The 26,302-nt window shown below is 67.2% G+C and carries 14 protein-coding genes and 4 tRNA genes; 12 read left to right on the forward strand and 6 right to left on the reverse strand.

What is annotated here, in order from left to right:
• The first annotated feature begins 155 nt into the window (after positions 1-155).
• From YQ44_RS29045 to YQ44_RS16935, 5 genes are all read left to right on the forward strand, one after another.
• Positions 156-7,172, forward strand: a complete 7,017-nt coding sequence (locus tag YQ44_RS29045; RefSeq protein ID WP_071324387.1) for a hypothetical protein — start codon at positions 156-158, stop codon at positions 7,170-7,172.
• A 215-nt stretch (positions 7,173-7,387) separates the two neighbouring features.
• A complete protein-coding gene (locus YQ44_RS16920) occupies positions 7,388-8,611 on the forward strand; it encodes a TolC family protein (protein ID WP_071324388.1) in 1,224 nt (407 codons plus the stop codon).
• 28 nt (positions 8,612-8,639) lie between these two features.
• Positions 8,640-10,787 carry an ATP-binding cassette domain-containing protein gene (locus tag YQ44_RS16925; RefSeq protein ID WP_198043736.1) on the forward strand — a complete coding sequence of 716 codons (2,148 nt, stop codon included), beginning with the start codon at positions 8,640-8,642 and terminating at the stop codon, positions 10,785-10,787.
• Positions 10,784-11,953: an HlyD family type I secretion periplasmic adaptor subunit gene (locus YQ44_RS16930; RefSeq protein ID WP_071324389.1), complete on the forward strand. Its 1,170-nt coding sequence runs from the start codon at positions 10,784-10,786 to the stop codon at positions 11,951-11,953. Before YQ44_RS16925 ends, YQ44_RS16930 begins: the two co-directional genes overlap by 4 nt.
• 253 nt (positions 11,954-12,206) lie before the next feature.
• On the forward strand, positions 12,207-13,355 hold the full coding sequence (locus YQ44_RS16935; RefSeq protein WP_071324390.1) for a GGDEF domain-containing protein: 1,149 nt from the start codon (positions 12,207-12,209) through the stop codon (positions 13,353-13,355).
• Between the two features lie 65 nt (positions 13,356-13,420).
• Here YQ44_RS16935 and YQ44_RS16940 read toward each other — a convergent pair whose 3' ends face one another.
• The 5 genes from YQ44_RS16940 to rnr form a co-directional block, all read right to left on the reverse strand.
• Positions 13,421-13,924 carry a DUF2199 domain-containing protein gene (locus YQ44_RS16940; protein WP_071324391.1) on the reverse strand — a complete coding sequence of 168 codons (504 nt, stop codon included), beginning with the start codon at positions 13,922-13,924 and terminating at the stop codon, positions 13,421-13,423.
• A gap of 13 nt (positions 13,925-13,937) precedes the next feature.
• Positions 13,938-14,636, reverse strand: coding sequence for a YceH family protein (locus YQ44_RS16945; protein WP_071324392.1), 699 nt, complete (start codon positions 14,634-14,636; stop codon positions 13,938-13,940).
• 10 nt (positions 14,637-14,646) lie between these two features.
• Positions 14,647-15,396, reverse strand: a complete 750-nt coding sequence (cysE, locus tag YQ44_RS16950; RefSeq protein ID WP_071324393.1) for a serine O-acetyltransferase — start codon at positions 15,394-15,396, stop codon at positions 14,647-14,649.
• A 203-nt stretch (positions 15,397-15,599) separates the two neighbouring features.
• Positions 15,600-16,343 (reverse strand): 23S rRNA (guanosine(2251)-2'-O)-methyltransferase RlmB, encoded by a 744-nt coding sequence (gene rlmB / locus YQ44_RS16955; protein ID WP_071324394.1) that lies wholly within the window; start codon positions 16,341-16,343, stop codon positions 15,600-15,602.
• A 14-nt stretch (positions 16,344-16,357) separates the two neighbouring features.
• Entirely contained in the window at positions 16,358-18,895 is a 2,538-nt protein-coding gene (gene rnr / locus YQ44_RS16960; RefSeq protein WP_071324395.1) for a ribonuclease R, read from the reverse strand.
• Positions 18,896-19,305: 410 nt separating this feature from the next.
• Here rnr and YQ44_RS16965 point away from each other — a divergent pair.
• From YQ44_RS16965 to YQ44_RS16985, 5 genes are all read left to right on the forward strand, one after another.
• Positions 19,306-19,390 (forward strand) — tRNA-Leu (locus YQ44_RS16965).
• 237 nt (positions 19,391-19,627) lie between these two features.
• Positions 19,628-21,811 (forward strand): heparinase II/III domain-containing protein, encoded by a 2,184-nt coding sequence (locus YQ44_RS16970; protein ID WP_083411915.1) that lies wholly within the window; start codon positions 19,628-19,630, stop codon positions 21,809-21,811.
• Between the two features lie 192 nt (positions 21,812-22,003).
• Positions 22,004-22,088, forward strand: a tRNA-Leu gene (locus YQ44_RS16975).
• 73 nt (positions 22,089-22,161) lie between these two features.
• Positions 22,162-22,246 (forward strand) — tRNA-Leu (locus YQ44_RS16980).
• A gap of 81 nt (positions 22,247-22,327) precedes the next feature.
• Positions 22,328-22,412 (forward strand) — tRNA-Leu (locus YQ44_RS16985).
• Between the two features lie 97 nt (positions 22,413-22,509).
• Here the strand turns inward: YQ44_RS16985 and YQ44_RS16990 are convergent.
• Entirely contained in the window at positions 22,510-23,361 is an 852-nt protein-coding gene (locus tag YQ44_RS16990) for an SDR family oxidoreductase (protein ID WP_071324397.1), read from the reverse strand.
• A gap of 149 nt (positions 23,362-23,510) precedes the next feature.
• Between YQ44_RS16990 and YQ44_RS16995 the strand changes: the two genes are divergently transcribed.
• A complete protein-coding gene (locus tag YQ44_RS16995) occupies positions 23,511-23,939 on the forward strand; it encodes a winged helix-turn-helix transcriptional regulator (RefSeq protein ID WP_071324398.1) in 429 nt (142 codons plus the stop codon).
• 113 nt (positions 23,940-24,052) lie between these two features.
• Positions 24,053-26,296, forward strand: a complete 2,244-nt coding sequence (locus YQ44_RS17000) for an ATP-binding protein (RefSeq protein WP_071324399.1) — start codon at positions 24,053-24,055, stop codon at positions 26,294-26,296.
• Positions 26,297-26,302 lie beyond the last annotated feature (6 nt).

The raw sequence follows: 26,302 nt of genomic DNA on the forward strand, positions 1-26,302 counted from the left end.
AATATGTTTTACTTGCCACCATACGCATCAGCAGTACCCAAGATCGATCACGGCCCAAGCCACGCCGGAGAAACCATGGAAACAAATTATATTTATTAATTTTTTAATATCTTAAAAAATTTAACGAACACATAACCTATTCCGGAGATTTTCAAATGGCCACCGCACAAAATCCAGCACAAGTTCCCGTCAATGCCGAAGCCGCCGGCGCCAAGCTCGCCACGCCCGTCAAAAAAGCCGCGAATGCCAAGAATGGCGAGCGCAAACAATACGACGAGGAAGAGCTGGCGCGAGGCGCCGTGGCCGACCAGACCATGCCGCCAGAGAACGTCGTCGAAGTCACCGGCAGCGCCGACAGCAATGGCACGGCCGGCGCCCTGGGCGCCGCGGCGGCCGTGGCAGCCGCGGCGGCGGCAGCCGGTGGTGGTGGCGCCGCAGCGGGCCAGGCAGGCGGCACGGGAACGGCCAATACGGGCACGCCACAAAGCGACAACAATGGCGGCGCTGCGGGTGCAGGCGCGGGAGCCGGGGCCGGAGCGGGCGCCATTCCTAGCGGCAGCGTCGTCGACGTCGCCGGCGCATCGGCTGGCGCTGGCGCAGGTGCAGGCGCCGGTGCGGGCGCTGCTGGCGGCCTGGGCGGACTCGGCGCCCTGGGCGCGATTGGCGGCCTGGGCCTGGTTGCCGCCGCAGCCGGCGGTGGCGGTGGCGGCGGCGCCGCCGCTGGCGGTTCCGGCACGGGCGGCACGGGTACGGGAGGTACGGGCGGTACGGGCGGTACGGGCGGCTCGACCGGCGGCCAGGGCGGCACGGGGAATCAATCCACCACCACCACCGTCACCGATGCAGCCATCCTGGCCGCCGCCGCCGCTCTCGCCGCCGCCAACGCCGCGCTGGCCGACGACGCCAATGCGGCCACGGCCGCGGCCACGGCTGCCGCTTCGCAAGCCGCGGCCAACGCCGCCCTCCTCGCCGACCAGCTGGCGGCGCAGGCAGCGGCAGCGGCGGCGGCGGCACTGGCTGCCGCCAATACGGCCACCAACGACGACGCGCTCGCCATCAGCACGGCCGCCGTCCTTCCCGGCATCCAGGCGGCCGCCAGCGCCGCCACGAATGACGACAGCGCTGCCGCGGCCGCCAACGCCACGGCCGCCGCCTCGCTGGCCGCCACGACGGCCGCTCAGAACGCCGATGCGGCCGCCATCACGGCCGCCGCCAATGCCGCCGCCGCACAGGCCGCTGCAGACGCGGCACAAACGCAGGCCGACCAGACCAACGCGCCAGCACTGCAATTGATCGCCGATGCGGCCGATGTCGTCGCCGCCGCCGCCAACACGCAAGCGGCGCTGACGGACGCCGCGGCGCTGGGAGCGATCTCGGCCAACGACGCCGCCGCTGCCGCTGCCGCCACGGCCCTGGCCAATGCCACGGATGCCGCCGCGCTGGACGTGGCGGCAACCGCCGCCGCCAACGCCGCCGTCGCGGCCGGCATACAAGCGAGCCTGACCGACGCCGCCACCCTGTCCCTCACTTCAGATGCGGATGCAGCCGCCGCAGCGGCCGCAGCCAGCGTGGCCAACGCCACCGACGCCGCCGCGCTGACGGCCGCCTCGAACGCCGCCGCCACGGCGGCAGCGAATGCGGCCACGGCCGCCAATGCCAGCGATGCGGCGGCGCTGGGCGTGGCCGCAAGCAACGCCGCCACGGCCGCCACGGCCGCCGCCAACCAGGCGGGCCTGACCGATGCCGTGGCCCTGACGATGGCCTCGGACGCCGCTGCCGGCGTCGCCGCCTGGGATGCGTCGATCGCCAATGCCACCGATGCCGTGGCCCTGCAGGCAGCCGCCAACGCGGCCGCCACGAACGCGGCGAATGCCCAGACACAGGCCAACATGACGGACGCCCCCACGCTGGGGCTGATCGCCGACGCCGCCACCCTGGCGTCGGACGCGGCGCAGGTGCAGGCCGACCTGACCGACGCGGCCGCGCTGGCCCTGATTTCCAGCGCCGACGCCGCCACGGCGGCAGCGGCGGCCGCCCTGGCCAACAACACGGATGCCGCCGCGCTCGACCTCGCCGCCGCCGCTGCCGCCACCGCGGCTGCCAATGCCGTGGTGACCGCCAACCTGAGCGATGCCGCCGCCCTGCAGATCACGGCCGATGCCGCCGCCAGCACGTCCGCCAGCGCCGCCGCGCAGGCGGCCCTGACCGACGCGGCCGCGCTGCAAGTGATTTCCGATAACGACGCCGCCGCCGCGCTGGCGGCGCAAACCACGGCCAACCAGACAGACGCGGCCGCCCTGGCCGCTGCCGATGCCGCCGCCGCGAACGATGCCGCCAATGCCCAGGCCGTGGCCGACCAGACCGATGTGGTTGCTCTGCAGCAAGCAGCCGACCAGGCCGACGCCGATGCAGCGGCCGCCAATGCGCAAGCCAGCCTGCTGGACGTCAACGTCGCCCTGAATGCCTTCAATCTCGCCAACCTCGCCGCCCTGGCCGCCAATGTCACGGCCGGCCAGACCAGCGTGATCGACCTGACGGCCACCGTCAACGCCTTGCAGCTCGATGCCGATGGCGCCGATGCCGATGCCAACCTGACGGATGCCCTCATCCTTGCCGGCATCTCGACCGCCGATGCGCTGACGGCGGCCGGCTTGCAAGTCACCGCCAACCTGACCGACGCCGGAGCGCTCATCAGCGCAGCCGCCGCTGCCGTCTCGGCGGCGGAAACGGCCGCCCTGCTGGGCGGCATCGATATCTCGGCCGTCAGCGCCGCCGCTGCGGCCCAGGCCGCCGCCACGGCCGCAGCGGCCACGGCCGCACTGACCGATGCCGGCGCGCTGGGCCTTGTCTCCACCGCCGATGCCGCCGCCGAACTTGCCGCCCAGGCCGCCGTCACCACCCTGACGGCCGCCAATACGCTGGCGCAAAACGCCCTGACCACGGCGCAATTGCTTGCCAATCAAACCGATGCCGTGGCCCTGGGCCTCGCCTCGTCGGTCGCCGATGCGGCCGCCGCTGCCGCCGTCACGACGGCTGGCCAGACGGACGCCATCGCGCTGAGCCTCATTTCCACGGCCGATGGGCTGGCTGCCGCCTCGGCCGCCAGCCTGGCCGCCCTGACGGACGCCGCCGCGCTGGGACTCACCTCCACCGCCGACGCCGCCACCGCCGCCGCCTTGCAGGCGACGGCCAACCTGACGGACGCGGTCGCCCTGGGCCTGGCCGCCACCGTCGCGGCGGGCGCCGCCAATACGGCGACGAATGTTGCCAACCTGACCGATGCGGTTGCCCTCGGCACGCTCTCGGCCGCCGCCGCCACGGTAGCCAGCACCACTGCCGGCACCGCCGCCCTGACGGACGCCGTGGCCCTGGGCCTGGTCGCCACCGCCGATGCGGCACTCGCCGCCACGGCCCAGACGACGGCCAACCTGACCGATGCCGTGGCACTGGGCCTCGTCTCGACGGCCGCCAACACGGCCGCCGGCCTGGCTGCCGCCACCGCCAACCTGACGGATGCCGTGGCGCTGGGCACCGTCTCGACGGCCGCCACCGCCGCCGCCAATGCGGCCGCCGCCACCGCCGCGCTGACCGATGCCGTCGCCCTGGGCCTGACGGCAACCGTCGATGCGGCGGCCGCCACCGCCGCGCAAACGACGGCCAACCTGACGGACGCCGTCGCCCTGGGCCTGGTGGCGACGGTGAATGCCACGGCCTCGACCCTGGCCGCCACCACGGCCGGCCTGACCGATGCCGTCCTGCTGGGCACCGCCCACACGCTCGACGTCACGGCCGCCACCGTGGCCGCCACCAAGGCCGCCCTGACGGATGCCGCCGCGCTGACCACCATCGCCAATAACGACGCGGCGAATGCCGCCGCCCTGGCCGCCTATTCGGCAGCCCATCCGCTCGACCTGGTGGCCGCGCTGGCCGCCACCGTGGCCGCCACGACGGCCGGCCTGTCGCACACGGCGGCGCTGGCGGCGCAAGCCGACGATGCCGCTGCCGCCTCGACCGCCGCCACGGCGGCCGCCTCGCTGGTCACGCTGAACAATGCGATCGCCGCCGACAATGCCGCCACCGCCGCCGCCACGCTGGCCCTGACCTCGCAGGCCGCCGCCACGGCCGCGCAGCTGGACGACACCCTCGCGGCGACCGCCGCCGGCGTGGCCGCCACCTCGCTGGCAGCGGCCCAGGCGGCGCAAGCGGCCGACGCCGCCGCCGCCGCGACAGCCGCCACGGCCGCCAATGCCCTGGCCGCCCTGAACGCCGCCCTGCAGGCCGACGCGAATGCCGCCGCCACGGCCGCCGCCGCCGTGACGGCCAGCGCCGCCGCTGCAGCCGCCGTCGCCGACGACCTCGCCGCCGCCACGGCCGCGACCATCGCCAGCACCTCGCTGGCCGCCGCACAAGCGGCACAGGCAGCCGACAACGCCGCCGCCAGCGCCGCCACCATCGCCGCCAACGCACTGGCCGCGCTGAACCAGGCCCTGGCCGACGATGCCGCCGCCGCCGCGGCCATCCTCAACTCCACCAACGCCACGGCCGCCGCTGCGGCCGCCACCGCCGCCGATACGGCTGCCGCCGCTGCCGCCGCCATCGCCGCCATCTCGGCCGCCGCCACGCAGCACGCGCAGGCGGACGATGCCGCAGCAGCGGCAGCCGCCCTCACGGCGGCCATCTCGCTGGCCGCCACGCAGGCCGCGCAGGCGGCCGACCTGGCCGTCGGCACGACGGCGGCGACGGCAGCCAGCGCGCTGGCCGCGCTGAACCAGGCCCTGAACGACGACAGCCTCGCCGCAGCAGCGGCCACGGCGGCCAACAATGCGCAAGCGGCCCTGAATGCGGCCACGACGGCGCTGAACGCGGCAATCCTGACGGCCAGCGCCTCGCTCGCCGCCACCAATGCCGCCCTGGGCGCCGACGCCACGGCGGCAAGCACGGCAGCCGCCGCCGCGGCCGCGCAGGTCATTGCCGACGCCGCGCTGCTGGCCGACGCCGGCCTGGCCGCCCTCGCCACGGCGGCCAACAATGCACTGGCCGCGGCCAGCGCCGCACTGGCCGCCGACGATGCCGCCGCCAGCGCCGCGCACACGGCGGCCCTGTCGGCAGCGGCCACGCTGGCGGCGCAACTGGCCGACACGGCGGCCATCAATGCCCATGCCGCGCTCAACGCAGCCATCGCCAACCTGAACGCGGCGGTAACGGCCGATACCAACGCCCTGGACGCCGACAATGACAAGACGCTCAAGCTGAACCTCCTCATCTCCGCGCAGAATGCGTCCGATGCGGCAGCGCAGGCCAATGCGAATGCGGCAGCGGCCCATGCGGCGCTGGCGGCGGCCCAGGCCGACGATGCGGCGGCGGCCACCGCTGCCGCAAACGCGGCGTCGGCGCATGCGGCAGCGGTGGCAGCGCAGAATGCCGATGCCGCCGCCGCAACGGCGGCGGCCCAGGCGGCAATCTCGCTGGCCAACACGCTCAATGCCCAGGCCGACGACGCCACGGCGGCAGCGGCCGCCACGGCCGCCGCGAATGCGCAGCTGGCATTGAACGCGGCCATCGCCGCCGACGCCAATGTCGCCGCCACCGCGGCGGCAGCAGCCGCTGCCCAGCTGGCGGCGCAAAATGCGCACGCCGACGATGCCGCGGCAGCAGCGGCGGCAGCGGCGGCAGCCATTTCCCTGGCCGCCACGCAAGCGGCCCAGGCCAGCGATGCGGCCGCCGCCGTGGCGGCCGCCAATGCCGCCAACGCCCAGGCGGCGCATGACCAGGCCGTCGCCGACGACCAGGCAGCGGCCGACGCCGCAGCAGCCGCATCGGTGGCGCAAGCGGCCGCCACGGCGGCGGCAGCAGCCGACGCGGCAGCCACGGCCAGCGCAGCGGCCGCAGCGGCGGCTCTGATCGCCGCCCAGGCAGCGCAGGCCGACGACGCTGCCGCCAACCTGGCAGCGGCCAATGCCGCCGCCTCCGCCGCCGCGCACACGGCAGCCATCGCCGCCGACGCCCTGGCCGCCAGCACGGCAGCAACGGCGGCCACGGCCCTGGCGGCGGCCACGGCGGCCCAGAATGACGACGACGCGGCGGCAGCAGCAGCCGCCCAGGCCGCCATCTCGCTGGCCATCACGCAGGCGGCGCAGGCGGACGATGCGGCAGCGGCGGCCGCCACGCTGAATGCGAACAACGCGGCGGCGGCGGCGCTGGCCGCCCATGCCGCCGATGCCGCCGCGCCACTGGCGCAAGCGCAGGCCGCAGCCTCCCTGCTGGCCTTCCAGGCGGCCCAGGCTGACGACGCGGCGGCTGCAGCGGCGGCCGCCAATGCCGCCACGGCGCACGCCAACGCCAACGCCGCGTTTGCCGACGATGCGGCCGCGGCCCAGGCCCACGCCGATGCGCAGGCGGCCGACGCGGCGCTGGTGCAAGCCAATGCCGTGGCGGCGCAAACGGATGCCGCGGCGCTGGCCCTCATCTCGGATGCGGACGCCGCCCACGCCGCCGCCGTGCAAGCCATCGCCGACCAGACCGATGCCGTGGCACTCACGCAGGCTGCCGACGCGGCGGCGGCGGCGGCAGCGGCGGCAACGCTGGCGGCCAGCCTGACCGACGCCAACGCCCTGCACCTGGCAGCCGATGCGGCAGCGGCAGCGGCCCTGCAAGCGCAGGCACAGGCAGACCTGACGGATGCCGCGTCGCTGACGGTGGCGGCGAATGCCGATGCCGCAGCCGCGGCCGCCGCCCAGGCCCAGGCCGACCTGACCGACGCCAGCCAGCTGTTCGTGCTGAGCCAGAATGCCCTGCACAATCCGCTGACGGTCGCCGACTTCAGCACCGGCCTGCCGGCTGCCGGCGGCGACGTCATCGACATGTCGGCCATCGCCCACCTGACGGCGTCGGTGGCGGTGGGCGTCAACCTGAGCACGGACTTTGGCAACGACAACCTGTTCATCTTCGACGGCACATCCGTGTCGATCGGCGCGGCGGCCAGCGCCATCGCGGCCGACAGCAGCGTGCTGTCGGGCCAGGGCTACATCGTCATCGCCGATGCGCAGAACAGCGGTGCCGTGACGGTGTATCACTCGAGCGACCTGAGTAGCGCCAATGCCATCGACACGGCGCTGGTGCTGCTGAGCGGCGTGAATATCACGCAATTGACGGCGGCCAATTTCCATGTCTGAAACCATCGCCATGCAAGGCTAGCTGAAACGGGTACGGGAGCGCGGCGGTTCTGCCGCCGCACTCCCGCTATCCAGTGATACCGAATGCAGATCTGCAGGCCGCACGGCCGGAAAAACACGGGATGAGATCACGCAGTTTCCCAGCAATACCCCTCCGCCGGGCCCTCTGGCCCGGCATCCTGCCCTGCATCGCGGCCGTACTGGCGGCCGTTGCCATGGCAACGGCCGCACCAGATGCCAGCGCCCAGAGCAGTACGGCGTGGAATTTCGACCAGGTCTTGCAGCAGGCGCTGCAAAGCCATCCGGCGGTACAGGGCAAACGCTCGGCGCAGGCGGCCGCGCGGGCCGACCTCGATGGTGCCCAATGGCAGCGCTTTCCCAGCCTGTCGGCCGAAGTCCCCACCGGTTCGCAGGAAACGGGCGGCGTGGTGCGCATCGAGCAGCCGTTGTGGAGCGGCGGGCGCATCGACGCCGGCATCGACGCGGCCGGCAGCCGGGTCGATGCGGCCGGCGCGGCCATTGAGGAAGAACGCCTGAGCCTGTCGCTGCGCGTGATCGCCGCCTACACGGAAGCGCTGCGCCAGACGGCGCGCGTGCGCTCGGCCGAAACGGGGCTGGCCGAGCACCAGCGCCTGCTGGACATGATCAAGCGCCGCGTGGCGCAGTCGGTCAGTTCGCAAACGGACCAGCGCCTGGCCGAGTCGCGCGCCTACCAGGCGGCCAACGACGTGTCGAGCGCGCGCCAGGCGCTGGAGAACGCGCTGGCGCAGCTGTCGCAGCTGGCCGGCAAGCCCGTGCGCCTCGTCAGCGCCACCGGGGTCGGCGTGGGCGAACCGCTGCCCGACGCCAGCCTGGAGCGCGTCATGCGCCAGGCCATCGCCTACTCGCCCACCCTGCAGCGCCTCGATTTCGAAGCGCAGGCGGCCGACTCGGAAATCACCATGCAGCGCTCGGCCTACATGCCGAAAGTCGTGCTGCGCATGGAAAAACCCACGGGCGGCATCAACGCCGACAACCGCACGCGCGCCATGCTGGTGCTGCAGGCGCAGCCGGGCGCCGGCCTGTCGGCGAAGGCCGGCGTGGATGCCGCCGTGGCCCGGCGCGAAGGCGCGCGCGCGGCGCACGACGTGGCCGAGCGCGAGGTGCGCGAACGCTTCACCCTCGACTGGAACGAGGCCGAAGCGAGCCGCCAGCGCCTGGGCAACGCGGGCGAGGCCAGCACCACCTCGACGCAGGTATTCGAATCGTATGCGCGCCAGTACGTGATCGGCCGCAAGAGCTGGAACGACGTGCTCAACGCCGTGCGCGAAGCAACGCAGGCGCAATTTTCACTGGAAGACACGCGCGCGCAGGCGATCGCCGCCAGCCTACGCCTGGCCGCGCAGACGGGCACCCTGGCCGGACGCACGGCGCCGGCCGGCACGGCGCGCGCGAATTGACACCGACATCATGCAAACAGGAGACAGCGTGGATACCTCCATCAAACATGGCTTGCTGACGCTCACCGAGCGCGCCGCGCGCCTGACGGGACAGCACCTGGCCGCCGCCCGCCTGGCCGACTTGCAGCGCCAGCTCGATGACATAAACGACGACGCCGGCCCCGGCGTGGCCCTCACTACCGTCTGGCAGGCGGCCGGGCTGGAAGGCGCGGCGCGCCTGCTGCACGAGCCGACGCCGGGCGAACTGCCGTTCGCCGTCTACAGCGCCAGCACGGGCTGGGGCTTGCTGCAAGCGCGCGGCGCCGATGGCGCCTGGAGTGGCGAAGGCATCGACGGGCGCCCCTTGCAACTGGCCTCGCTGGCCGGCCTGGCCTGCGTGGGACTGCCGCGGCGCGCGGAAAAAAGCGCGGCCCGCCCCGGCGCCCTGGGCCTCGTGCGCAATGCGCTGTGGCTGAAAAAGAGCGTGTTTGTCGACGCCGTGCTGGCCACGGCGCTGGTGACCCTGCTGACCATGGCCACCTCGCTGTTTTCCATGCAGGTGTACGACCGCGTGATCCCCAACCAGAGCTTCAGCACCCTGTGGGTGCTGGTAGTCGGCGTGGCGCTGTCGATCGGCCTCGAATTCATCCTCAAGCAGGTGCGCAGCCGCATCGTCGACCACTCGTGCAATGACGTCGACCACGAATTGTCCGAGTGGTTCTTCCAGCGCATGCTGGGCATCCGCATGGAGGCGCGTCCCGCTTCCGTCGGTACCCTGGCGGCGCAGGTGAAGGGGTTCGAGATGGTGCGCGGCGTGCTGACGTCGACGTCGCTGTTCGTGCTGACGGACGTGCCCTTCGCCCTGATCTTCCTCGCCATGATCACCATCATCGGCGGCTGGCTGGTGGTGGTGCCGCTGGTGGCGCTGCCGCTGGCCCTCGTGTGCGGCCTGATGTTCCAGCGCGCCATCCAGAACCACACGCGCAAGAACCTCAACGCCAGCAACCGCAAGGCCGGCTTGCTGGTGGAAGCCGTCGACGGCGTCGAGACGCTGAAAGGCAGCAGCGCCGAATGGATGATGCAGGCGCGCTGGGCCGAGCTGGTGGCCGAGACCAGCCACGCGGAGCAGAATATCCGCGACTATGCGGCCCTGTCGCAAAACATCACGGCCGCCTTCCAGCAGCTGACCAACGTCGCCCTCATTTCCATGGGCGCCTGGTTCGTCGCCGAAAACCAGATGACCATGGGCGCCCTGATGGCCTGCACCATCATCAGCAACCGCGCGCTGATGCCCATCGTGCAGCTGCCCGCCGTGATGGTGCAATGGGCGCATGCGCGCGCTTCGATCGACGGCCTGGAACAGGTCATCAGCCTGCCCAATGAAGCGGATAACGCGCAGTTCGCGCTGACGCCGCGCAGCCTCGATACGGGCCTGCGCTTCGAGCGCATCCGCTTTACCTACGGCGGCGCGCAAAAGGTGGCGCTGGAAGTGGACAACCTCGCCATCCGTCCCGGCGAACGGGTGGGCCTGGTGGGCGCCATCGGCTCGGGCAAGAGCACCCTGCTGAAACTGGCTTCGGGCCTGTACCAGCCGGCCGAAGGCAAGGCCTACCTGGGCGACGTCGACATGGCGCTGCTGGCGCCGCCCGTGGTGCGCGAAATGGTCGGCTACCTGCCGCAGGAAACGCGGCTGTTCAGCGGCACCCTGCGCGACAACCTGCTGCTGGGGCTGGCCGACCCGGGCGAGGAAGCCATCCTGGCGGCGGCCAGGCGCACGGGCTTGATCGAGCTGATACTGGGCCAGCCGCGCGGACTGGCGCTGGCCATCACGGAAGGCGGGCGCGGCGTGTCCGGCGGCCAGCGCCAGCTGATCGCCGTCACGCGCCTGCTGCTGGCCAGGCCGCGCATCTGGCTGCTGGACGAGCCGACGGGCGCCATGGATGCGAAGACGGAGGCGCGCATCGTCGGCCTGCTGGGCGAACTGGCGGCCGAAGGCGTGACCATGGTCGCCACCACGCACAAGAACGCCCTGCTGCCCCTGCTCGACCGGCTGGTGGTGCTGCAGGCGGGACGCGTGCTGCTCGATGGCCCGCGCGACGTTGTCCTGGCCAAGCTGTCGGGCAAGCCGCAAGCGGTTCCCGCTTCCGCGCCCGCGCCGATGGTCCAGCCGGCGGCAGCGCAAGGAGCCGTCGCATGAAACTGGCCAAAGTCGAAACGCGGGAAGAAGCCAAACGGGGCCGGCTGCTGATCTGGAGCTGCGCGGCGGCGCTGGCGGGCGTCATCGCCTGGGCCTCGTGGGCGGAGCTGGACCAGGTCACGCGCGCCAACGGCCAGGTGATCGCCAGCTCGCGCAACCAGATTATCCAGGTGGCCGACGGCGGCGTGCTGGCCGAGCTGCGCGTGCACGAAGGCAGCATCGTGAAAAAGGGCGAACTGCTGGCCCGCTTCGACCGCACGCGGGCCGAGACGAGCTACCTGGAAAGCACGGCCAAGGCGGCCGGCCTGAAGGCGGCCGTGGCGCGGCTGCAGGCGGAAGTATTTGGCGGCGCGCCGAAATTTCCGCCCGAATTGCAGGCGTTCCCGGAATTTCGCGCCAACCAGCTGGCCCTGTTCAGCAAGCGCCAGGGCGCCGTGCAGGCGGAAGTGAGCGCGCTGGAAAGCGCCATGAAGCTGATCAAGGAAGAGCTGGAAATGAACTTGCCGCTGCTGGAAACGGGCGACGTCAGCCGCGCCGAGGTGCTCAAGCTCCGGCGCCAGGTGGTCGATATCCAGGCGCAGATCACCAACCGGCGCAACAAGTATCTGCAGGATAGCCAGACGGACATGGTGAAAGCCCAGGAAGACCTGGCCGGCGTGCTGCAGACCGTGACCCAGCGCAAGGAGCAGCTGGGTTCGACCGACATTTACGCGCCCACCGACGGCATCGTGCGCAATGTGCGCCTCACTACGCTGGGCGGCGTGGCCAAGCCGGGCGAGGAAATCCTGCAGATCGTGCCCACCGACGACGACCTGATCATCGAAGCGAAAGTGAAACCGGCCGACATCGCCTTCATCAAGCCCGGCCTGCCCACGGCCGTGAAGCTGGACGCCTACGACTACGGCATCTACGGCCGCCTGCGCGGCACCGTCAGCTACATCAGCGCCGATACCTTGAGCGAGGACAACAAGGGCAACGAGCAGCCCTATTACCGCGTGCAGATCAAGACGAGCGGGCGCAAGCTGATCGGCAAGAACGGCGAACCGATTTTGATCCAGCCCGGCATGACGGCCACCGTGGAAATCAACACGGGCCGCAAGACGGTACTGCGCTACCTGACCAAACCGATCACCAAGACGTTTTCCGAGTCCATGGGGGAAAGGTGAAGCAGCGCGTAAGCTGGGCAAGGCTGGCTCCAGGCAGTAGCCGGCCTCGCCAGCCTCGCCCGTCCGGCTACCTGCTGCAACGGCCATGTCGTGACCAGTACCGAGTGGCAAGTCGCGGTCACTGATTCTGGATGGCAGTACATATTCGGTACTTTTGGTTAACAAAGATGAGCCAAACTTGCCTGGGAGGGCGCTAAAATAGCGTCCCTCCCTTCATCGGTTTATCCGGGCAATCTCACGTCCCTCCTGATTCATGGCACTCGATCCCTCCACCACCCTCATCCTCTCGACCGCGCTGGCCGCCGCCGCCGCGCTTTACCTGGCCGTGGAGTGGCGCGGCGTGCGCGAAAAATCGCTGCTGTTCTGGAGCGCGGGGTTCGCCGTCATCACCGTCGGCTGCGTCCTGGCCCTGCTGCGCACCAGCGGCTACCTGCTGATCGGGATCTGGTTTGCCAACGGCTTGCTGATCGCCGCCCACTGGCTGTTCCTGGCAGGCGTCGCCAGGTTCACGAACATGCGCCTGTCGCGCGCGTGGTATCTGCTGGGCCTTGCCTGGCTGGCCATGCTGCTGGTGCCCGGCGCGGCATGGTGGTCCAAGGTGATGTTCGTCATCCAATCGCTGCTCATTGCCGGCATCAGCCTGCGCGCCAGCTTCCTGCTGCGCCCCCATGGCGTTTCCCTGAGCGTGGGCGCCGTGCAGCTGCGCTACGTCCTGCTGCTGCACGGCCTCTTTTATTTTGCCAAGGCCGCATCCATCGTTGCACTCGATACCTTTGTCGACCTGGCTGCCTTCCGTGGCGAGGTCATCCAGGTTTCTCTGGTGGAAGGTGCCATGGCGATCATGCTGATCGCCTTGTCCATGACCGGCACGGAACGCCACCGCCGCGAAGAACGCATCGAGCAGCTGGCCGCGCGCGATCCCCTCACCGCCCTGTACAACCGCCGCGCCCTGGAGCAGCGCGCGCCCGGCCTGCTGGAACAGGCTACGCCGCACAGTCCCGGTGCCTTGCTGCTGATCGATATCGACAACTTCAAGCAGGTCAACGACCTGCACGGCCACAGCGCCGGCGACAAATTGCTGGTGGCCCTCAGTGAAATGATCTGCAATACGCTGCCGCAGGGCGCGCTTGCCGCCAGGCTGGGCGGGGATGAGTTCGTGATCCTGCTGCGCGGCGCCAGCAGCGACAGCGTGATCACGCTGGGCAACGCCTTGCGCGGCTTGTTCGGACAGATGGCGCAACAGGCATTTTTCACGCCCAAGGCGGTCACCCTGAGCGTGGGCGGCACGCTGTTCGAGCGGCCGCCAGCGGGCCTGGAGGCGCTGCTGGAACTGGGCGACGCCGCCTTGTACGCGTCAAAGCGCGACGGGCGCAACAGCGTGCGGGTGGTGCGGGCCGCCTGATGCCAGGCGGCGTTTCCAGCTTGTCGGCCGCAACGACAGAGGCGCGCTCCGACGAGCCGATGCGCTCAGCCGCCGTGCATCAGCCGCGCATACAGCTCAGCCACGCGCTCGACCGTGATGCCGTCGCGCTGCTCGACGGCCAGCGGGTGCTCCGTCGGTTCCAGCTCGATGGAGGGACGCACGCCATCGTCGCGCAGGTGGACGCGGGTTTTCAGGTTCAGGGTATCGGGGTATACGCAGAGCGGCGTGCTGAGCCAGCCGAAGAAGGGACCGATGTGGGCACGTTTCGCGTCGTTGAAGCAGGCGTCCCAGGCGTCGAAACTGTCGCCGCTCAGCGATACCCACACGCCCCAGCTGAACGGTTCATCGTGGCCATGCACGGGGATGTCGATGGTGGCGCGCACGAAGCAGTGCTCCTCGTCGACGATGCAGGCGTCGCTGTCGAGCTGGCAGCGCGCCGCCCGTTCGGCCGGCGCCATCTGCTCGTACAGCCATGGCGCGTCCGCGCCGAAGCTGGGCATGCCCGTGTGGGTCTCGCCGCAGGAACGGCACAAAAAGGAAAAAGTCACGCGTGCAGGGCCCTTATTCGAACTGCTTGCGGAATGCCTCGAACTGCGCCGCCAGGCCATCGAAATCGCTGCGCAACTGCAGCACTTCCTGTTCCAGCTGGGCCACACGGCTGCCCTGCTGCGGCGCGCTGACGGCGCCCGCGTAGCCGGCGGCCGTCTCGTCGCGGGCCAGCGCTTCCTCGCCGCCCAGCAAGTGACCGTAGCGCGGTTCCTTGGCGCCAGGCGCGACGGCCAGTTTCGCCACCAGCGGCGGGTATTTGTCGATCAAAAATTGCAGGCCGGACTCCACCTCGGCGACGGATTTGAAATCATGCACGCGGCCGCTGCGGCTGCGGATTTCGCCGGCCGTCTGCAAGCCGCGCAGCATCAGGATCGTCAGGATGGCCAGCTTGTCCTGTTCCAGCGACCATTTGATGCGCATGCGGTGTTCATACTTGGCGACCCTGGCGCCCGCCTGCGTGATGCCGTTGACGAACTTGCGCTGCATCAGGCGCTGCAGCACGTCGTACACGGTTTCCTCGGTCAGGGCCATGACGGGGTCGCGGCTGGACAACTGGTTGCAGCCGTTGGTCAGGGCATTGAGCGACAGCGGATAGCTGTCCGGCGTCAGCGCTTCCTTCTCGGCCAGCACGGCCAGCACGCGGATCTCGAACGGGTCGAGCAGATTGGGATTGTCGCTGCTCTTGTCAGCTGCCGTCACATCAGTATTCATGCATAAATCCTTAATCGACCAGTTTGTTCATTTGTTCCGAATCAAATTTATCACATTCCGGCACGCCCTGGCAGCAAATGCCCGCCGCCTTCAGGGTGGCGAGGATGGTTTCGATGCGCTGTTCCTGCGCCACGGCGTGCGTGATCAGGCCTTGCAGCGCCTTCGACAGCGGATCGTCGCCGTTCGGCGTGACGCCGTACGCGGCGAACAGGTGCGCCGTGCTGCCTTCGCGCAAGGCGTTGACATCCTTTTGCACGATGTGCGCGGGGTTGCCGACGGCCGTGCCGCCGGCCGGCACGGGTTTCAGCAGCACGGCGTTCGAGCCCACCTTGGCGTACTCGCCCACCGTGAAGCTGCCCAGCACTTGCGCGCCGGCGCCGACGATGACGCCGCGCTCGAGGGTCGGATGGCGCTTGCTGCCGCTATGCAGCGAGGTGCCGCCCAAAGTGACCCCCTGGTAGATGGTGCAGTCGTCGCCGACGATGGCCGTCTCGCCGATCACCACGCCGAAGCCGTGGTCGATGAAGACGCGGCGGCCGATGGTGGCGCCCGGGTGGATTTCGATGCCCGTGATGATGCGGCCGAGGTACGAGATGAAGCGCCCCACCCACTTCATGCGCCGCGTCCAGCACCAGTGCGCCCAGCCATGCATGACGATGGCGTGCAAGCCCGGATAACAGGTCAGCACCTCCCAGCCATTGCGGGCGGCGGGGTCACGTTCAATGATGCTGTTGATATCTTCGCGCAGGTGGTGGAACATAAGACGGATTTCTGAATGGGTAAGAGACAAGACGCTAAATGGTAGCGTATTCGGCGGCGTGCTGCCGGAGAGGCAGATAAACAAGCGCCGCCTCGAGGGCGGCGGCTTGTCAGGGAAGCGCTACAAAACGGTCAGGGCAAGGCGCATTGCCGAAGACAGTACGCAAGTACGGCGCGGCAATGCAACGCCGCCCTGGACGTTTTTTAGCCTTCTTTCGCGATGCGCTGGCGGCGGGCTTCGTACAGACAGACGCCCGAGGCGACCGACACGTTCAAACTCTCGACGGAGCCGAACATCGGGATGCTGACGAGCATGTCGCAGGTATCGCGCGTCAAACGGCGCATGCCTTCGCCTTCGGAACCCATGACCAGAGCCGTCGGGCCCGTGAAATCGGCTTCGTACAAGCCTTTTTCGCCGTCGTCCGACGTGCCGATCAGCCAGATGCCGCGGTCCTTCAATTCGCGCATGGTGCGCGCCAGGTTGGTCACGGTGATGTACGGGACGGTTTCGGCGGCGCCGCTGGCGACCTTGGCGGCCGTGGCGTTGAGGCCCACGGCGCGGTCCTTCGGCACGATGACGGCATGCGCGCCGACACCGTCGGCCACGCGCAGGCAGGCACCCAGGTTGTGCGGGTCGGTGATGCCGTCGAGAATCAACAGCAGCGGCGGGCCATCGATGGCGTCCAGCAATTCGTCGAGGTTACGCGCCAGCGACAGTTGCGAGGCAAACGCGATCACGCCCTGGTGGCGGCGCGTGCCGACGATCTTGTCGAGGCGCGACGAGTCGACGGGCATGACGCGCACGCCGGCCGACTTGGCGGCGGCGATCATGTCCTTCATGCGGCCGTCAACACGGCTGGCATCGACAAAAATTTCTTCCACGGACGACGCTTCATGACGCAGGCGCGAGGTGACGGCGTGGAAGCCGAAAATCATTTTATTCTTCATTATCTATCTATCGCTTATCGCTTGTTCTTGCTTGATTTTGATACAGTTTTTGCTGCACGTGGTGCCGCCGCGGCGGGTGCCGCGGCTGGTTTCTTGCTGCGCTTCGGCTCGCCCTTGGGCGCGGCCTTGGGAGCTGCTACCTTCGGTGCGGCCTTGGCTTGCGCCTTGCCTGCAGGCTTGGCGCCATTGCTGCCATGGCCAGCCTTGACGCTGGTCTTGATCTCATGGCGCTGCTCGGTCGCGGGACCGGGCTTGACCATGGATTTCTTTTCGCCCTTGCGCTTGCCGCTGCCGTTCGGCTTGGCAGGCGCTTCTTCGCCCGCCAGTTCCGCATCGGTAACCAAACGCAGGTCGATCTTGCGCGTTTCCAGGTCGACTCTTGCCACTTGCACCGTCAGGCGGTCCGTCAATTGATAACGCTTGCCCGTGCGTTCGCCGCGCAGTTCGTGGCGCGCATCGTCGTACTGGAAGTAGTCGGTGCCCAGTTCGGTGACGTGCACCAGGCCTTCGACGAACAGGGTGTCGAGTTGCACGAACACGCCAAACGTGGTCACGCCGGTGATCGTGCCGGTGAATTCCTCGCCCAGCTTGTCCTGCATGAAGTAGCACTTGAGCCATGCTTCGACGTCGCGCGACGCTTCATCGGCGCGACGTTCGTTGGCCGAGCAATGCACGCCCAGCGCATCCCAGATGGTCAGATCCGTCTTCTTCGGCTTGCCTTCGGCCTTGTCCTTCGCCTGCTGCTTGCGCGTGGCGTTCGACACGTTCGTGTTCAGCACGGTCTTGTCCGACAGCTTCGGCTCGTATTTCTTGCCTTGCAAGATGGCCTTGATGGCGCGGTGCGTCAACAGGTCTGGGTAGCGGCGGATCGGGCTGGTGAAGTGGGCATACGCCTCGTACGCCAGGCCGAAGTGGCCGATATTATCCGGGCTGTAGACGGCTTGCTGCATCGAGCGCAGCAACATCGTTTGCAGCAGGGCCGCGTCGGGACGCATCTTGATCTGCTGCATCAAGGTCTGGTAATCGGATGCCGATGGCGTGTCGCCGCCCGTCAGGTTCAGGCCGACCTGCTTGAGGAAGGTGCGCACTTGCGTGAGCTTTTCCTTGGTCGGGCTGGCGTGGATGCGGTAGGTGCCTGGGTGCTTGTTGCGCAGCAATAAATCGGCCGCGCAGACGTTGGCCGCCAGCATGCACTCTTCGATGATCTTGTGCGCTTCGTTGCGCGTGCGCGGAATGATCTTTTCGATCTTGCCGGCGCTATTGCAGACGATATACGTTTCCGTCGTCTCGAAATCGATGGCGCCCCGCTCCGTGCGCGCCTTCAGCAAGGCGCGGTAGACGGCTTCCAGGTTCTGCAAATGCGGCAGGATGTCGGCGCGGCGTGCCGCTTCCGGCCCCTTGGTGTTGCCCAGTACGGCGGCCACTTCGTCATACGTCAAGCGCGCGGCCGAATGGATGACGGCCGGGTAGAACTGGTACGCCTTCAATTCGCCCTTGTCGCTGACGACGGCGTCGCAGACGAGGGTCAGGCGGTCGACGGCCGGGTTCAGCGAGCACAGGCCATTCGACAGCTTTTCCGGCAGCATCGGGATCACGCGGCGCGGGAAGTAGACGGACGTGCTGCGTTCGAGCGCGTCGGCATCGAGCGCGTCGTTCGGTTTCACGTAATGGCTGACGTCGGCGATGGCGACGATCAGGCGGAAGCAGTTGGCGCGGCCGATCTTGACGGGCTCGCAATACACGGCATCGTCGAAATCGCGCGCGTCTTCGCCGTCGATGGTGACCAAGGGCACGTCGCGCAAGTCGACACGGTCTTTCAGGTCGGCGGCACGCACTTCGAACGGCAGTTTTTCAGCTTGCTTGAGGGCGGCGGCGGAAAAGATGTGCGGCACGTTGAATTTACGCACGGCAATCTCGATTTCCATGCCGGGGTCGTCCAGGGCACCGAGCACTTCGACGATCTTGCCGACGGGCTGCTTGAAGCGCATCGGCTGCTCGGTCAGCTCGACGCTGACGATCTGGCCGGCCTTCGCCTTGCCCAGCGAACCGGTCACTAAAATGTCCTGGCCGATGCGCTGGTCTTCCGGCGCCACGACCCAGGTGCCGTTTTCCTGGATCAGGCGGCCGATGACGTGGGTATTGGCGCGCTGCGTGACTTCCACGATCGTGCCTTCCGGACGGCCGCGGCGGTCGGTGCCGACGATGCGGGCCATGACCTTGTCGCCATGCAGTACTTTCTGCATTTCTTTCTCAGGCAGGAACAGGTCGGCGCTGGCGTCGTCGGGAATGACGAAACCGAATCCATCGCGGTGGCTGGTGACGCGACCGGCGACGAGCGCGCTCTGGTCGGCCAGCGCGAACACGCCGCCGGCATCAGACTTGAGCTGGCCGTCGCGCTCCATCGCCTTCAGGCGACGGACCAGGACATCCATGGAATCGGCATGCACTTGCAGCGTTTTCCCGAGAGACTGCGGATCGAGAGGCGCGTTGACGCTGCGGAATATGCCGAGAATGTCCTCCCGGCTGGGGATGGTGTGGGTATTTTGGCTCAAAAGTATTTCTATAGTTGGTATTGACAGTGATCAAACGGAGAACAAAGACCGATGACATCACCGTCAATATTGACGCGGTGATGTCCGGTAGTGTACCGGACGACGCCTTGGTTTGCCTAACGGACAGCGTAGCGGAAACCGTACAAGTACCCCGCCGATGAAAAAAAGGAGAAAAGCTGCGCAATGCATTTGACTTCGGCAAATATTGCTCTATAATCTCGGTCTCTTGCAGCGACAAACCTTCACGGGAATGCAGTTGCAGGAAAGCGGTACAGGGTTGATGTGCAGTATGGAGCGAAAGCTCATCTGGCGCAAAACTCTTCAAGTCGCTATAATAGCAGAATTGTTGTTGTAAGTTGTTTTGCAACAAATACTCGAGCAGTAAAAAGTAGTAAGTCAGCAGCATCAGTGCCCACGTGGCGGAATTGGTAGACGCGCATGGTTCAGGTCCATGTGCCTTCGGGTGTAGGGGTTCGAGTCCCTTCGTGGGCACCATTACCTAATTCGCAAAAAAGCCGCAAACTTTCACGAGTTTGCGGCTTTTTTCATGGTCGCAGCCACGACATCGGCGGCCAGGCAGTTAATTATCAAAAAGAAACTTCCTCCCATCCATTTGATAGTATATTGACATCTCCCCATGCCACGCATCACGCTTGGCTGGCAACGGCATTTTGGAGATAAGTCATGACATGCAGGCCCCGCAAACACCAACGAATTCTTCTCGGCAGCTTTATGGCATTGAGCCTCGGCGCTGGCGCCAGCCCGGCGGCGGACTGGGTGAGCACCCGCTCCAGCAGCCCGGAAATCGTCAAGCCGGCGCCGGAACAGGTGCAATTGCAGGTGCAAAATCCGCCGTCCTTCGCCTGGCCGCGCCATGGCAGTTATCCCGCACAATATGTCGTGGAGATTGCGCCGGTTGGCGGCGCCGCGAGCAGCTACACCGTCTCGCGCAACTTCCTGCTGCCATCGAGCGCACTGCCTCCCGGCCAGTATGAATGGCGCGTGAGCCCACGCGCCACATCCCCCGACTGGTCCGACAAGCGCCCGTTTACCATCGACAGCAATTCACGCAATTTTGTCGTTCCCGAATCGTCCGAGCTGGCGAGCACCGTGCGGGCCCATCCGCGCCCCCGCCAGTTGCCAGCTTCATTTGCGCAAGCCAGCGCCTGGGATGCCGCCATGGATGGCAAACGGCGCCCCTTCCTGAACCGGCTCGTCAGCGAAGTCAATCTGAATACCACCGCCGTGGCCAGCGTCAACGATGGCCTGTGGACCACGCCCAACGATGGCGGCCAGTACGGCCGCATCGCCAATGCCGCCGGCGCCGTGATCCGGCAAATGGAGGCGGCCGCCCTGCTATTTCGCCTGACACAGGAACGCAGGTATCTGGACGAAGCCATAGTGCGCGGCGACCAGCTGGCCGCGCTGAGTCCGGATGGACCCACCAGCTATAAAGCCCAGGATCAGGTGGCGCGCATGATTGCCCTGGTACTCGCCAAGGGCGCCGATTTCCTGTGGCTGGACCTGGACCTGCCACGCCGCAGCCGCTGGCTGTCGGTCGCCGCGCAACGACTGACACCCATTTATGCCGATCTGTCCGCCGCCGGCGGGCGCCTGGATCAATCCCCCATGGACTCGCACGGCGTCGAGGCACTCGGCTACCTTGCCGCCACCTCAACCTTGCTGCTCGACGCCAGGCCGGAAGCGCAAGCCTGGTTCGACTTCGCCGTGCGCTCGTACATGCATATCGTCCACGTCTGGAGCGGTCCGGAAGGCGGCTTTGCCAATGGCTCGGCGTATGGCCAGTACACCACCGACATGCAACTGCAATTATGGCAACCGCTGGCCGAAGCCACTGGCGTCAGCCTGTTCAACAAACCCTGGGCCGCGGGATTTTCCGATTATTTCATGCAGTTCATTCCACCGAACGCACCGCGCCACGTCTTCGGCGATGTCCATGAAAGCAAGCCGGACCCGGCGCTCCTGAAGGCGTATGTGGCACGGCAAGCCACGCCGGCGGCGGCCTGGTACAGCAGCCAGCCAGGCGCGCAGGAAAATCCCATTACCCTGCTGCAAGCACCCTACCCGCTCCCCGCCGACACAATCGCGCCCGAGGCACCACCCAACGCCATGCTCTTTCCCAGCATCGGCTGGGCTGCCATGCACAGCGACATGAGCAACCCGGCCCGCACTTCCGTCTACTTCAAGTCGAGCCCGTTTGGCGCCTTCAATCACAGCCACGGCGATCAAAACAGCCTGGTCATCAACAGCGGCGGCAAGCCACTGCTGATCGAAGCCGGCTACCAGGACTACTATGCATCGCCGCTCTCGAAAAGCTGGTACCGCCAGTCGCGTGCGCACAACGCCATCACATTTGATGGCGGCAAAGGCCAGTTCATCGAAGGCCATTACGAGATGCGCTACAAAAACGGCAAGATCACGACATTCACGCACGCGACAGACCTCGACTACGTGGAAGGCGATGCCAGCGCCGCCTACAGCAACGACTTGAGCCTGGCCAAGCGTCAGGTATGGTATTCGCGCCTGAACGACGTGGTGGTGGTGCGCGACAAGCTGAACTCCGCCACAGCCCGCACTTTCGAGTGGAATATCCATGCGCTCAATACCTTATACCTGTACCCGAATGGCCGGGCCAGCATAGAAAATGGCACGGCTTCGCTGTGCCTGCAATCACTACGGCCGGACGAGGAGCAATTGTCCGGCTTTAGCGCCCCCAATCCGCCCCTGGAAGCCAGCCAGCAACATGCCGCCTATATCAAGACGACCCCGGCCATGACGGCGGAGTTCCTGATCGTGCTCGATGTCGGCTGCAAATCGGTGCCCACCTCCTTGCAGCTGGTGCCTGGCGGACGCTTGCTGCAGATAGGCACGCAAACCATCACCCTGCCGCAATAAGCGGCAAAGGCCTGTTTTTGCTTAAAAAACAGGCAGAATTATCCCCTCTTTCATAGGGAAATGCCTTTTTTCAAGTGAAAAAGGTATTTCTTGAAGAAAAGTGCAAAATGTTGATTGACCGAATGCGCGCCAGCCCTTATGATTTTGTCCTCGCTGCAGAACACGCAGCGACTAGCAGCAAGCAGTAACAATGCCCACGTGGCGGAATTGGTAGACGCGCATGGTTCAGGTCCATGTGCCTTCGGGTGTAGGGGTTCGAGTCCCTTCGTGGGCACCACCAGCAACGGTTTGCATGACGTTGTGATCCGCAGTAAAAAGTAGTAAGGTAGCACAGCAGTTAGCAGCACAATGCCCACGTGGCGGAATTGGTAGACGCGCATGGTTCAGGTCCATGTGCCTTCGGGTGTAGGGGTTCGAGTCCCTTCGTGGGCACCACCAGCAACGAGTCGTTCATCGTTGTAATCCGCAGTAAAGTAGTGAGACATCGCAGTAACAGTAGCAACAAGCAGCATCAGTGCCCACGTGGCGGAATTGGTAGACGCGCATGGTTCAGGTCCATGTGCCTTCGGGTGTAGGGGTTCGAGTCCCTTCGTGGGCACCATTACCTAATTCGCAAAAAAGCCGCAAACTTTCACGAGTTTGCGGCTTTTTTCATTCCAGAATGCCGCGCAGTCTTCCCGACCTGCGGCACCCTTCCCTTATTTGACCAGCGCCGCCTTCACGGCCTCGGCCAGGGTCGTCGTCGGACGGCCGATCAGCGTACTCAGCTGCTTGCCGTTCTCTTCCAGCCCGCCTTGCGCCGCGCCCGCATCGGAATCGGCCAGCAAATCGGCAAAGCCTTCCGGCACGCCCACGCCGACCAGGGCCGCCTTGAAGTCCGCCTGCGGCATATCCTTGTAGACGATGCCCTTGCCCGACTGGCGCGCCACTTCGGCCGCATAGTCCGTCAAGGTAAAGCCGTGGTCGCCTGCCAGTTCATATATGGCTTGCGGCTGCTGCGCCGTCAGGACGGCAGCGGCGGCGGCGGCGTAGTCGGCGCGCGCGGCCGACGAGAAGCGGCCCTGTTGCGCCGCGCCCAGCACGACGCCGTGCTCGAGCACGGGCGCCAGGTGTTCCGTATGGTTTTCCAGGTACCAGCCGTTGCGCAGGAAACTATAGGGCAAGCCGGAGGCGCGGATGGCCGCTTCCGTCACCACGTGCTCGGCGGCCAGGCCCAGCGGCGACGTATCGGCGCGCAGGACGCTGGTGTAGGCGAGCAGCGCCACACCGGCGCGCCTGGCTGCTTCGATGACGTTCTGGTGCTGCTGCGCGCGCTGGCCCACTTCGCTCGACGAGATCAGCAGGATTTTCGTTGCCCCCTGGAATGCCGCATCGAGGCTGGCGCCATCGTTGTAATCGGCCTGGCGCACTTGCACGCCTTGGGCGGCCAGGCTGGCGGCCTTGGCCGGGTTGCGCACGGCGGCAATGATATTGCCAGCAGGGATGGATTTGAGCAGGCTGGCGATGACGTGCTGGCCCAGCTTGCCTGTGGCGCCGGTAATGACGATCATGATTTTCTCCTTGGAAGGTGATGGCTAAAATCCTATAATAGGACTATTGCTTACTTATTGTAAGTACGTACCTTTTGGTAAGTATGAGATTTTCTTTTCCATGCATCACCCGGCGCGCTTGATGACGCCACTTTTACGGACACCCTATCATGGACATAGACACTCCCGGCGCCAGCATGCGCGCCGCCCTCGCCCGGCAAAACCAGGGGGCGCACCTGCTGGCGGCCGCCTGTCCGTCGCGTGCCGTGCTCAGCCACCTGACCAGCCGCTGGGCCGTGCTCGTGCTGGTTCTGCTGCTGAGCGGTACGCGGCGTTTTAGCGAGCTGCGCCGTGAAGTGGGCGGCGTCAGCGAGAAAATGCTGGCGCAAACCCTGGAAGCGCTGGCCGGCGACGGTTTCGTGCTGCGCCAGGCCTACCTGGTGATTCCGCCGAAAGTGGAGTACAGCCTGACGCCGCTGGGACGCGAGGCGGCCGAACGCCTGGCCGTGCTGGTCGACTGGATAGAGGATAATTACCCGCGTATCGAACAGGCGCGCGCCGAGCTGGCAGCGACGCCGGAGGCGAAAAACGCCGCTTGAAGCGGGCGTGACGGTCGCGCAAACGCGTTGCTTTGCATAATTATTAATTATCGTTTACTCCTCCTTGCCTTGATGTAATATTAGTCCCATGAACCGCGTAAGGGCGCGACACCATGAATCAGTTGATTTCCTCCATCGCCGACCGCGCCAAGGTGCTGCTGGTCAGCAGTTCGCCGAACGATGTGCGCGAACTGCTGTATGTGCTGGACCGGCACAACCTGGGCACCGGGCTTGCCGGCGATATCGATGAGGGCGTGGAACTGGCGTCCGGGGGCACGGACCTGATCCTGCTCGACGCGGCGCTGGCGGGCACGAATATCGGCGCCACCTGCATGCGGCTGCGCAATGCGGGCGGGCGCCACAGCGTGCCCCTGCTGCTGATGTCGGCCACCCCCAGCGCCGAGGAACAGGGCCGCAGCGTGGGCGCCGGCGCCAGCGACTACATCCGCATGCCCTTCAATGCGCGCGACGTGGCGGAAAAAATCCTCATGGAACTGGCGCTGCACAAGGCCGAGGCGCCCGCCGCCCGGCCCCTGGCCGACACCGCCACGCCGCCGCGGCCCCTGCATCCGCAGACGCTGGAAGTCAATTACCATTCGATCCTGGCCGGCTCGCCCGATGCCGTGCTGCTGTTCGACATCGACAACAAGCTGCTGATCGACGCCAATCACCTGGCCGAAGAGCTGTTCGGCTTGCCGCTGGCGGAATTGCTGCAAGGCGGCATGGAGCAACTGTTCCCGCAGACGCAGGACGATGGCCTGTCATCGCCGCAATTGCTCGATGAAAAGATCCGCGAGACCCTGCAGGGCAAGATCGTCGTCTTCCGCGCCACTTGCTGCCATCGCGACGGCCACCCCATCGCCTGCGAGCTGCGCCTGATGCGCCTGTCCGTGCCGGGTCGCCAGCTCGTGCATGCGCGCATCATCGACTTGACCGAACGCAACCTGGCCGAAGCGATGCGCTCGGGCCAGAGCGCCTTGCTGGAAATGGTCGCCAAGGGCGCGCCGCTGATTCCCACGCTGAACCAGCTGCTGCTGCTGATCGAAGGCCAGTCGCGCGGCGTCTACTGCTCCATCATGCTGCTCGACGACGACGGGCGCCACATGCACAGCGCGGCAGGCCCCAGCCTGCCGCCCGACTACATGGCCCTGCTCGAAGGCGTGGAAATCGGCCCCGGCGTGGGCTCCTGCGGCACCGCCATGTTCCGACGCGAGCCGGTGGTGGTCAGCGACATCATGCACGACCCGCTGTGGGCGCCCTACCGCGAGCTGGCCGCGCCATTCGGCTTGCGCGCCTGCTGGTCGCGCCCCATCTTCGGCCAGGATGGCAGCGTGCTCGGCTCGTTCGCCATGTATTACCGCGAAGTACGCAGCCCCGACGCCCACGACCAGGGCTTGATCGACGCGGCCACCGACCTGGCCGGCATCGCCATCGGCCGCATGCGCCATGAACGCGAGCTGCAGCGCCACCGCGCCCACCTGGAGGAACTGGTGGCGGAACGCACGGCGGCATTGACGCAGGCCAAGGAACAGTCCGAACAGGTGAACCGCGAATTGGCGGCCGCGCTGGACAACCTGTCCATCACGCAAGAGGAACTGGTGCGGCGCGACAAGCTGGCGGCGCTGGGGGCCCTAGTGGCCGGCATCGCGCATGAACTCAATACGCCGATCGGCAACGGCCTCGTGGTGGCCACCACGATGGCCGAGCGCACGCGCGAAATCCAGGCCAGCTTCCACGACGGCTTGCGCCGCTCGGAACTCGACGCCTACCTGACCCAGGCGGGCGAGGCGGACGCCATCATGCTGCGCAACCTGCAGCGGGCCGCCGACCTCGTCTCAAGCTTCAAGCAGATCGCCGTCGACCGCGCCAGCTCGCAGCGCCGCCACTTCCTGTTGCGCCAGTTCATCGCCGAACTGATGCTGCCGATGTCGACGCCGCTGAAGGCCGCCGGCCTGAGCCTGAAGCAGGACGTGCCCGACGGCCTGGCCATGGACAGCTATCCCGGCCCGCTGGGCCAGGTACTGAGCAACCTGCTGGAAAATTGCCTGCGCCACGCATTCGAGGGCCGCAGCGGCGGCAGCATCACGCTCACGGCGCGCGGCAGCGACGATGGCCAGGGCATCACCGTGTCCATCGCCGACACGGGCGTGGGCATCACGGCCGACGACCTAACGCACATCTACGACCCCTTCTTCACGACCAAGCTCGGCTCGGGCGGTTCGGGCCTGGGCCTGCACGTGGCGCACAACATCGTCACGGGCGTGCTGGGCGGCCATATCGACGCCAGCAGCAGCCCCGCCGGCACCACCTTCACCCTGCAGCTGCCCGCCGTGGCGCCGCAGTCGCCCGCCCCCTGACGCCCA

The organism is Janthinobacterium sp. 1_2014MBL_MicDiv (assembly GCF_001865675.1).
Taxonomy (GTDB): domain Bacteria; phylum Pseudomonadota; class Gammaproteobacteria; order Burkholderiales; family Burkholderiaceae_D; genus Janthinobacterium.